The sequence below is a fragment of the Frateuria defendens genome (assembly GCF_001182895.1).
Classification (GTDB): Bacteria; Pseudomonadota; Gammaproteobacteria; order Xanthomonadales; family Rhodanobacteraceae; genus Frateuria_B; species Frateuria_B defendens.
This window is the reverse complement of the sequence record NZ_LFQR01000147.1, coordinates 1-10,444: the sequence shown is the minus strand read 5'-3', so window position 1 is coordinate 10,444 and position 10,444 is coordinate 1. Positions and strand designations below refer to the sequence as shown.

Here is a 10,444-nt window from a genome sequence, read left to right as displayed (position 1 = left end):
TGGGCAAGCAAAGAAAAGTAACTCGGCCGCCGGCAGGCGGACGAAAGCCCGCCGCAGGCGAGCCAGGTCGCGTTGACGCTACGGAATGACTCGCTCCGCTCTACTCTTCGGGCCGCCCTTCGGACATTCTGCGCGCTTATCCAGCCTACGCCGGGCGACGAGCAAGGGCGAGAAGGCGCGTTCCCGCGAACCCCCATCCCCAAAGGCCAAAGCGAACCAGGCTCGCCCTCCTCAATCCGGCAACCAAGCCCCCCGCCACGCACGCAAATGCTCCCCACTGAGCATTCCCCCCCCATGCACCGCCTCGCGCAAGGCATCGCCGGCCTTCGCGGTGGCGTCGAGGTCGGCCAGGTGCATGCGGATCGCGCCCATCCAGTCCTTGTAGCGGTTCTTCACCCGCGTCACCGGCAGTTCGCCCCGGTAGCAGACGATGTCGCTGCACACCACGGGGAAGCCGCAGGCGCCGTATTCGAGCAGGCGCAGGTTGCTCTTGCAGGCGTTGAAGACGTTGTCCTCCAGCGGCGCCAGCGCAAGGTCAAGGTTCAGCGAGGCGAGCCGGGCGGGGTACTGCTCGATCGGCACGCCGGTGTGGAACTCGTGCACGTAGGGGCGCAGCTTGTCCGGGCACATGCCGAAGAACACCCACTCCACCTCGTTGGCGAGGTCGCGCACCACGTCGGCGATCAGCTCCAGGTCGCCGCGGTGGCTGGCGCCGCCGCCCCAGCCCACGCGCGGCTTGCGGCCGGCGCGGCGCGCGCCGGCGAGGTCGCCCCACCAGCCGACCGGCAGCCGGTTGCGTACCACGCGGATGTCCTCGTGCAGGCCGGCGAACTGCTCGGCCAGCGGCTCGGTGGAGACGATGAAGCGGTCGGTGAGCGCCACCGCCTTGCGCAGGGACTTGAGCACGTCCTTCGGCAGCGCGTCCTTGTAGGCGCTCTTGAGCGGCACGTTGGGCAGGTAGTCGTCCAGCTCGTACACCTTGAAGGCGCGGCTGAAATCCCGGTAGCCCTGCATGATCGCGATCTGGTTGTCGCTCAGCTGGCGCTGCAGCACGATGGTGCCGGGGCCGAAGCGCTCCATGTCCACCGGCGGCAGGTGCGTCTCGGCGATCACGCCTTCGGCGAGGCCGGCGCGCTGCATGGCGAGGAACGGCTGGCGCACGCGGTAGTGGCCGCAGCCGAGCGCGTCGGCGGCCACGCAGAACAGGCGCGGCAGCAGGGGCTCGGCGAACGGCTGCCAGGCCAGGTTGCGGCGCGGATCCAGCTCGAAGCCGCGGCCGTCGAGGGCGAGGTTGCGGTTGTAGGCCGGATCGCGCGCGAGCTGCGGCAGCCACTTGCGGTACATCGCGCGCTGCTCGCCGAGGAAGCGTTCGAGCTTGGCCGCCTGGGCGGTGGTGTCCACCCGGGTCTGGCTCACGCTGCCTTCGTGCATCAGCCGCGCATAGGGCGTCCACACGGTGAGGTAGCCGGCCTGCTGCACCTTCAGGCACAGGTCCACGTCGTTGTAGGAGACCTTGAAGTTCGCCTCGTCCAGGCCGCCGACCTCGTCGTAGACGGATTTGCGGATCATCAGGCAGGCCGCCGTCACCGCGGTGTAGTTCTGGTCCACCTGCAGGCGGTGCATGTAGCCGGGCGCGTCCATCGCCTCGCCGATGAAGGGGTGGTCGGCCGCGCCGCGCAGGCCGAGCACCACGCCGCCGTGCTGGATGCGCCCGTCCGGGTAGTGCAGCTTGGCGCCGACGATGCCGACCTCGGGGCGCTGGGCGTGGTGGAGCAGCGCCTCGATCCAGTCCTCGTGCAGCACCGCGGTGTCGTTGTTGAGCAGGATGAGGTATTCGCCGCGCGCCTGCGCCGCGGCGAAGTTGTTGATGGCCGAATAGTTGAACGGATGCGGCCAGCGCAGCACCCGCAGCTGCGGGTTGTCCAGCCGTTCGATGCCGTCGAGGTAGGCGCAGGCGGCGCTGTCGCGGCTGTCGTTGTCGACGATCAGCAGTTCGTAGTTGGTGTAGCCGGTCTTGGCGAGCAGGCTGTCGATCAGGCCGTTGAGCATCGGCAGCTGGTCGCGGGTGGGCACGATGATCGACACCGGCGGCGTGCGCGCGTGCAGGTAGCGCACGCGGTTCACGCAGGGCAGGTCGGCGGGGGCGATCGCGTGCGCGATGCCGAGGCGTTCGAGGTGGGCGGCCACCACCGGGCCCGATTCCCCGGCCACGCCGGGCAGGGCCAGCCACTGCGCGTAGGGCGTGGCGGCATGGTGCAGCACCTCGCCCAGGTGGCCGATGGTGTGCAGCCCGTAGCGCTCGATGGCGCGGAAGACGAAGTCCACGTGGGGCAGGTGGCGGAGGGCCGTGTCCAGCCCTTGCAGTTCGGCCCATGCCTCGCGCCGGTAGGCGAGGCACTGGCCGAGGTAGGGGTAGCTGCGCAGCAGGTCGAGGTTGAGGTCGGGCTTGAAGATGGGCTGGCCGTAGCCGTCGGCCAGGCGCGCGTCCTCGTCCATGTAGCAGCACGTCAGCGCCGGGTCGGCCGTCGCCTTGTCGGCCAGCAGGAGCAGGGCGTGCGGCGCCAGCTCGTCGCCGGCGGGAAGGGCGAGCAGCCAGTCGGCCGTGCTCTGGCGCGCGGCCGCGTTGAGGCGCGGGCCGATGTCTTCGCCGGCCTGCCCGCCGATCACGGTGATGCGCGCGGCTTGCAGAGCCTGCCGGCGCAGGCTCTCTTGCGTGCACGCCAGCGCCTGCGCATCGCCCTGCGCGTCGAGCACCAGCACGTCGATGCGGCAGGCGCGGCCGAGCGCGTCGGCGAGCGGCGCGAGCGCCGCCGAACGGGCCGCGTCGAACTGCTGGCCCTGCCGCCAGGCGGCGTAGGTGTCGGCGCTGAAGCCGGCCCTGGCGGGGCCTTGCGCCAGTTCGGCTTCGAGGCCGTCGAGGAAGCGCAGCCGTTCGGCGCGCACCCAGTCGCTGTCCAGGTCGCCGTGGCGCCGGTAGATCGCACGGAACAGCTCGGGGAAGTGCCGCCGCTCCCGGCGCGAGAGGTGCTCTTCCGCGCTCGCGCGCATCCACACCTCGGAGGTGTAGGCCGGCACGTGGACGAAGGGATGGCGCGCGGCCAGCCGCAGCAGCAGTTCCCAGTCCTCCAGCGCGGCCAGCTCGGTGTCGAAGGCGCCGGTGTCTGCCAGCAGCGCGCGCGGATGGGTCCAGTTGTTGATGGTGATGTAGTTCTTGACGAACAGCGCCTCCTTGGAAAACGTCTCCCCGGAGTGGCTCGGGATGGGAGCCTGCACGCGCTGGCCGTGCTCGTCCGTCAGCACGTAGGTGGTGTCGGTATAGACCACGCTGTCCGGATGCGCCTCGTGCGCCTGCGCGTGGACGGCCAAATGCCCGGGCAGCAGCACGTCGTCGTCGTCGAGGTAGGCGACGTAGCGGCCGCGGCACAGCGCGAGGGCCGCGTTGCGCGCGGCCGACACGCCGGCGTTCCGGCCCAGGCGCAGGTAGGTGATGGGCAGCGCGGTATCGCGCAGCAGGTGTTCCACGGGCTCGCCGTGGTCGTTGACCAGCACCACCTCGAAGTCGCGGAACGACTGCGCGGCGAGGCTGTCCAGCGCGCGTTCGAGCAGCCGCGGGCGGTTGTAGGTGGTCAGGATGACCGAAAAGCTGGGGCTGGATTCGACGCGGTCGCGCATGATGGGTTCGCTGCTGGGGGATCAAGCCGCGGCACTGCATGCCCCGCTTCGTGCGCGCCCGGAGGGGCGGCGCGCGTCCGGTTTCCGTCGGGGGAGCAATGCCGGGAGCGTTCAAGCAAGGCATATGCCATGGCGTTCCGGGCGGGCCGCGCGGGGTGCGCGGAGCGACGCGCGGCGGGCGTGCGCCCGTGCCTGCGCGGCCGTGCGCTCAAGTATTCGCCGGCAAGGTCGAAAAGGTCACCGAGGCGGTTGGCACTCCGGTCCAGGAGCACCGCCGGAGCACATATCCGCCAGCTTCCAGACCGATTCCTAGGAGCCTTTCATGTCACTGGTCATCAACACCAACGTTTCTTCGCTGAACGCGCAGAACAACCTCAACAAGTCGCAGGGCGCGCTGTCCAGCGCCACCCAGCGCCTGTCCTCGGGCCTGAAGATCAACAGCGCCGCCGACAACGCGGCCGGCTTCGCCATCTCCACCCGCTTCCAGACCCAGATCGGCGGCCTGGCCCAGGCCGGCAACAACGCCAGCGACGCCATCAACCTGGCGCAGACCGCGGGCTCGGCGCTGGACCAGGTCACCTCCAACCTGCAGTCCATCCGCGACCTCGCCGTGCAGGCGGCCAACGGCACCTATACCGACTCCGACCGTCAGGCGATCGACACCGAGGTGCAGCAGCGCCTGCAGGAAATCACCCGCATCGCCAACCAGACCAGCTTCAACGGCCGCAACATCTTGAACGGCAGCGTCACCGGCGGGCTCTCCTTCCAGATCGGCGCCAACGTCGGCCAGACCATCAGCGTGGACCTGGGCAGCGGCGTGACCGCGGGCCAGATCGGCCAGACCGCGGAAATCTCCACCGATTCGCTGACCGGCGCTGTTTCCGGGACGAACGGATTGGATCTCAGCTCCCTCAGCATCACGGGTTCCGATGGAAAGAACTATACGGTGTCGGGAACTGCGCACAGCGTGCAGGATATTGCCGATGCCATTAACGCCGCGGGCGCCGCTGGCGTCAGCGCCTCGGTGAACGCCAACGGCGGCATCAACATCTACTCGTCCGGCAGCTTGTCGGTGAGCGGTACCGCAGCACAGAACACGGCGCTTTTCGCTGCGGCGTCGGGCAGCGATGGCACCGCCTATACCGCAGGCGGCACGGCGGCGGTCAGTGGCTCGCTGCAGGGCCAGGACGTGAAGACGGTGGACGACGCCAACAAGCTGATCGCCAGCATCGACGGCGCGCTGAGCTCCGTCAGCAACATCTCCAGCACGCTGGGTGCGGTGCAGAACCGCTTCCAGTCCACCATCGCCACGCTGAGCGCGCAGTCCACCAACCTGCAGGCCTCGCAAAGCTCGATCCAGGACGCGGACTTCGCGCAGGAGACGGCCAACCTCAGCAAGGCGCAGGTGCTGCAGCAGGCGGGTATTTCGGTGCTGGCCACCGCGAACTCGCAGCCACAGAACGTGCTCAGGCTGCTGCAGTAACACCGCCTTGGGCGGCCATGGCGCGAGCCATGGCCGCAAGCGGCACGGCGGAGCGGAGGCCCGATGCGGCTTCCGCTCCGGACCGAGCCACGGGCAAAGGCCGTGCGCGTTGGCGCGGGTTTTGCCAGTGACTCGTCAGACGCGGCGGGATTCCGTCGTCCGATCCAGTTTCACGAGGCCCCACCATGACCAGCGTGTCCGCCACCGGCTCGTCAGTGCCCGCGACTTCGTCGTCGCAGGCCACCACCAGCGGCAGTGCGTCCAGCGGCTCGACCACCGACAGCAGCGGCGCCTCGTCGGCTACGGGCAGCACCGGCAGTACCGGCAGCACCTCCACCGGCTCGGGCACCGGCCTGCTCAGCTCGGCCGGCATCGGCTCGGGCCTGAACGTGGACGCGATCGTCACCGCCATGGTCAACGCCAGGCAGGCGGGCCCGCAGGCGCAGATCGACGCCAAGACCAAGCAGGATCAGGCGTTGATCGCCGGCCTCACTGCGCTGGGCTCCTCGCTGGGGTCGTTGCAATCGGCGCTGGACAAGCTGTCCGCGAGCACCACCTACCAGACCTATACCGCCACCTTCTCGGACAGCACCGTGGCCGCGGCCACCACGCTGCCCAATGCCATCCCCGGCACCTACAACATCGACGTGACCGCGCTGGCCACGGCGCAGAAGCGCACCAGCAGCGTGTTCGCCAGCGGCGCCGCGGTGGGCAGCGGCACGCTGAGCATCGCCGTGGGCGGCAAGACGCTGGACCTCGCGGTGTCGGGCACCGACACCCTGAGCAGCCTCGCCACGGCGATCAACAACTCGTCGGACAATCCCGGCGTCTCCGCCGCGGTGATCAACGGCAGCAACGGCTCGCAGCTGGTGCTGACCTCGACCAGGACCGGCGTGGCCAACGCCTTCACGGTGAGCGCCAGCGGCGACAGCAGCAGTTCGCTCGCCGGCCTGGCGACCTCGCTGAACACGGCGGGCGGCAACGAGGCCAGCGACGCCAAGCTGACCATCGACGGCATCCCCGTCAGCAGCAGCGGCAATGCGGTGAGCGGCGCGCTCAACGGCGTGACGCTCAACCTCACCAAGGTCGGCAGCGCGCAGCTCACCGTGGCGCAGGACACCAGCGCCGTCAGCGACGCCGTGCAGGGTTTCGTGGACGCCTACAACGGCTACGCCGGCATGGTCGGCACGCTGAGCAGCTACGACCCCAGCACCGGCACCGCCGGCGTGCTGCTGGGCGACACCACGCTGTCCTCGATCCAGCGCCAGGTTTCCAGCGTGCTGAGCAGCAAGGTCGGTGGCAACGCCATCGGCACGCTGGCCAGCCTGGGCATCACGCGCACGGCGGACGGCACCTTGTCCGTCGATGCGGGCAAGCTCAACGCCGCGCTGAGCGGCAACCCGTCGGCGGTGCAGGACCTGTTCGCCGGCCCCGACGGCTACGCCACCCGGCTCGACAGCGCGCTCGACCACTACACGGGCAGCAGCGGGATCGTGCAGACACGCATCGGCAGCCTCAACGACGCGCTCACCGGTTTGCAGAAGCAGACCACCGCGCTCAACCAGCGCATGCAGGTCTACGAGGCGCAGCTGCGCCAGCAGTACACCAACCTGGACAAGCTGATCTCCTCGCTCAACAACACCAGCTCCTACCTGACGCAGTCGCTCGAGGCGCTCAACAAGAGCAAGAGCGGCAGCTGACCGACGAGGGAACCCCATGAGTTACGCCATGATGCGCAGCGCCAGCGCGCTGTATCGCCAGACCAGCGCCCAGGGCAGCGTCGAGGTGGCCGACCGCCACAAGCTGATCGGCATGCTGCTCGACGGCCTGGTCGACCGCATCAACCAGGCCGACGGCCACATCCGCCACGGCGACGTCGCGGCCAAGGGGGAGAGCTTCTCCAAGGCCATCGCCATCGTCGGCGAGCTGCGCGAAAGCCTGGACCACAAGGTGGAGCCGGTGCTCACCGGGCGGCTGGACGCGCTCTACGACTACATCACCCGCCGCCTGCTGCACGCGCAGTTGAACGACGACCGGCGCGCGCTGGGCGAATGCCTGCGCCTGATCGAACCACTGCGCGAGGCCTGGCGCGACATCCGCCCCAGCTACCTCGCCGGGCAGGCCTGAGCGATGGCCGGCCAGGCGGCCCTGGCGCAGGCGCTCGCCCTCGGCGGCCGCATGCTCGACGCGGCCCGGCAGGCGCAGTGGGAGCAGGTGGCCGAACTGGACGAGGCCCGCTCCGCATTGCTCCACGGCGACGAGCCGCCCGGCCCCGGCACGCGCGCGCTGCTGTTGCAGCTGGTCGAGCAGAACCGGATAGTGCTGGCGCTGGCCGGCGAGGCGCGCGCCGCCGCGGCGCAGGAACTGGGCCGGCACCGGCATGCGCACCACGCCCTGCGCAGCTATGTCGCGCTGACGCGCTGAGCGGGCGCCCGGTGGCCTCGGCGGATGCCGCGGGCCGCCCCTGATCCGGAGCAATGGCGATGGCGACGACCGCATGGTCGGAATTTTCCCAGCGGATGGCCTACGAGGGCCTGCTGCCGCTCGGCGTCGAAAGCTTGCCGGCGTGGCCCGACCACGGCGCGCTCGCCGCCTTCGCGGAGCGCAACGCCAACGTGCTCGGCGCGATCGGCGCGCTGGACGAGCGGCGCACGGAGACGCCCGAGGACGACAGCCCGCTGATGCAGGAAGTGCTGCGGCTGGGCAGCCGGCTCAACGTGCTGATGGAGATCGTCAACCGGCTGCTGGTGCCGCCCTCGTCCCTGCCGCCGCGTGGCATGGTGCGCCTCAACGCCCTGGGCGCGGTGGTGCCGGCAGGCCTGGTCGCCGCCGGCGACGGCGCTTCGACGCCCTGCCTGCTGCGCCTGCACTTCGACGCCTGCCCGGCCTTGCCGCTCGAACTGCCGGCGCGCGTCGGGCATCGCCTCGACGACGGCCGCGCCTTCCTCCTCTTCGAGGAACTCGGCGAGAGTGTCGGCGCATCACTCGACCGGCTCGTTTTCCGTCATCACCGACGCAAAGTGGCAGGTTCCCGACAGGGCCCGTCGCCGGTGACGTGAATTCGCCGTCGTCGTGCATGTGATGCATTTCACATAAACGAACATCTTCGATGCGGTCGATTTGACGCACTTCACGTTGCGGTGCCGCATTAGGTCACCCGTTCAGCTTCGCTGGTATCGAGGCCGGATTTCGTCGCGTCGGGGATCGCGGCGAAGTGGTCGCCACCGCGGGTGACGAGCTTTTGCCGGCGGGTGACGCAGTGCGTCCGGCCAGCCTCGCGCGAGGCGTCGGCGATCCGTCGCGCGTGGCCTCGTTTTTGCTCCGGGTGATCGACGTCGGTGCTGGAATTCCGGCGCATCAGTTGATGGAGCGTCGTCGCGCAGGGCAATCGCGACGGCACAGGAACCACGGGAGTAGTAGAACAATGAGCAAGGTCGATGTCCTGGTTATCGAGTCGGATGCGGTGCGTGCGCAATCCATCGTCGCGGCGCTGCAGTTCCTCGGTTATCACCCGCAGCGCGGCGAGGAGTGCGCGGCGGCGGCGGACTCGACCCACGCCTGGCGCGCGGTCTTCGTGGGCACCATCGGCGATGCGGAAGAGGCCGAGCGCCAGTTCGCGCTGCTTGGCAGCGCCGCGGCGCATGTGCCGGTGCTGCTGGCCGCCGACTCGGCCTGGGCGCCGCGCCTGAATGCCGCGTCCTCGCCGTTCGCCGCGCGGGTGGGCCGGGTCGACTTCCCGCTGCGCTACGAGCAGCTGGCCGAGACGCTGCGCAGCCTCTACGCGCGCCTGCTCGGCGGCGGCCGCCGCGGCGAGATGCGCTTCGTCGGCGGCTCGCAGCCGATGATGCGGCTCAACGCGCTGATCCGGCAGGTGGCGCCGTTCGACTCCAGCGTGCTGGTGCTGGGCGAGTCGGGCACCGGCAAGGAAATGGTGGCGCGCACCATCCACGAATGCTCGCCCCGCCGCGACAAGCCGTTCGTGGCGATCAACTGCGGCGCGATCCCGGCAGAGCTGCTGGAGAGCGAGCTGTTCGGCCACGAGAAGGGCGCCTTCACCGGCGCCATCAGCGCGCGCAAGGGCCGCTTCGAGCTGGCCGAGGGCGGCACGCTGTTCCTCGACGAGATCGGCGACATGAGCCTCACCATGCAGGTGAAGTTGCTGCGCGTGTTGCAGGAGCGCGTGTTCGAGCGCGTGGGCGGCGCCAAGTCGCAGCGCTGCGACGTGCGCATCATCGCCGCCACCCACCGCAACCTGGAGCAGGCCATCGCCAACGGCCAGTTCCGCGAGGACCTCTACTACCGCCTGAGTGTGTTCCCGATGGAACTGCCGGCGCTGCGCGAGCGCCTGGAGGACCTGCCGGTGCTGATCGACGAATTCAACCAGCGCCTGGCCCGCCGCGGCCTGGGCCGCGTGCGCCTCGGCGCCAGCGCGCTGCAGGCGCTCAACGGCTATGCCTGGCCGGGCAACGTGCGCGAGCTGTGCAACCTGGTCGAGCGCATGGCGATCCTCTATCCCCAGCGCGAGGTGCGCGCCTGCGAGCTGCCGGAGAAATACCGCGGCCACGTCACGATGGAGGAGGCCAACGGCGGCGCCGCGCTGCTGGCGATGATGGACGTGCAGCAGCCGGCCGCTTCCTCCGCCGAGGCGGCGCGCACGGGCGTCGATCCGATGCTGCTGCCGGAAGGGGGCATCGACCTGAAGGATCACCTGGCCGACATCGAGGTGGGGCTGATCCGCCAGGCGCTGGATGTCACCGGCGGTGTGGTGGCGCATGCGGCGAAGCTCTTGCGGATGCAGCGGACGACGCTGGTGGAGAAGTTGCGCAAGTATGGGTTGCAGAGTGGTGGGCTGGCGGCCTGAGCGTTTGCTCTCTCCGCCTCGGGGGAGCGCGATGCTTTGCTCCCTCTCCCCACCGGGGCACGCGGGGAGGCGCCATGGATGGCGCCGGCTTTGAGGAGCGAGGAGAGGGTAGGGGTGAGGGGCGGGTGCTCGCGGGAACGTGTCTATCCCGCTCGTGGCTCTCGCTCGTCGTTCCGGCGCAGGTCGGGCAAGCGCGCAGTGCGCAGAACGTCCGAAGGACGGCCCCGCAGGGGCGAGCGGAGCGAGTCATCCAGGGCGGCGCGTGGGAGCAATGCGCTGACGCATCCTTGCCGGCCTTTGGCCGGGGTTTCGCTCCTCTGCCGGGGAGCGAGTTACTTTCTCTTGTTTGCCCAAGAGAAAGTAACCAAAGAGAAGGGCACCCCGAGGGCGCGCCCTGCGGACTCCTGTCCGCAGGGCGCGCGAGGGAG

8 protein-coding genes are annotated in these 10,444 nt (G+C 69.8%); 6 read left to right on the top strand and 2 right to left on the bottom strand.

Annotated features, from left to right (window positions below):
- Positions 1–231: 231 nt before the first annotated feature.
- Positions 232–3,672, bottom strand: a complete 3,441-nt coding sequence (locus ACH65_RS16610) for a glycosyltransferase (protein WP_053096297.1) — start codon at positions 3,670–3,672, stop codon at positions 232–234.
- Positions 3,673–3,994: 322 nt separating this feature from the next.
- Between ACH65_RS16610 and ACH65_RS16605 the strand changes: the two genes are divergently transcribed.
- The 5 genes from ACH65_RS16605 (at position 3,995) to ACH65_RS16585 (ending at position 8,214) form a co-directional block, all read left to right on the top strand.
- Positions 3,995–5,155: a flagellin N-terminal helical domain-containing protein gene (locus tag ACH65_RS16605; RefSeq protein ID WP_049623743.1), complete on the top strand. Its 1,161-nt coding sequence runs from the start codon at positions 3,995–3,997 to the stop codon at positions 5,153–5,155.
- Between the two features lie 185 nt (positions 5,156–5,340).
- Positions 5,341–6,855, top strand: a complete 1,515-nt coding sequence (fliD, locus tag ACH65_RS16600; RefSeq protein WP_082190382.1) for a flagellar filament capping protein FliD — start codon at positions 5,341–5,343, stop codon at positions 6,853–6,855.
- 16 nt (positions 6,856–6,871) lie between these two features.
- Positions 6,872–7,282, top strand: coding sequence for a flagellar export chaperone FliS (gene fliS, locus ACH65_RS16595; RefSeq protein WP_049623742.1), 411 nt, complete (start codon positions 6,872–6,874; stop codon positions 7,280–7,282).
- A gap of 3 nt (positions 7,283–7,285) precedes the next feature.
- Positions 7,286–7,579: a flagellar protein FliT gene (fliT, locus tag ACH65_RS16590; protein WP_049623741.1), complete on the top strand. Its 294-nt coding sequence runs from the start codon at positions 7,286–7,288 to the stop codon at positions 7,577–7,579.
- A 59-nt stretch (positions 7,580–7,638) separates the two neighbouring features.
- A complete protein-coding gene (locus ACH65_RS16585; RefSeq protein WP_053096295.1) occupies positions 7,639–8,214 on the top strand; it encodes a PilZ domain-containing protein in 576 nt (191 codons plus the stop codon).
- 89 nt (positions 8,215–8,303) lie between these two features.
- Here ACH65_RS16585 and ACH65_RS20025 read toward each other — a convergent pair whose 3' ends face one another.
- Positions 8,304–8,513, bottom strand: coding sequence for a hypothetical protein (locus ACH65_RS20025; RefSeq protein ID WP_153242649.1), 210 nt, complete (start codon positions 8,511–8,513; stop codon positions 8,304–8,306).
- Between the two features lie 66 nt (positions 8,514–8,579).
- Between ACH65_RS20025 and ACH65_RS16580 the strand changes: the two genes are divergently transcribed.
- Entirely contained in the window at positions 8,580–10,016 is a 1,437-nt protein-coding gene (locus ACH65_RS16580; protein ID WP_049623739.1) for a sigma-54 dependent transcriptional regulator, read from the top strand.
- The last annotated feature ends 428 nt before the right edge of the window (positions 10,017–10,444 follow it).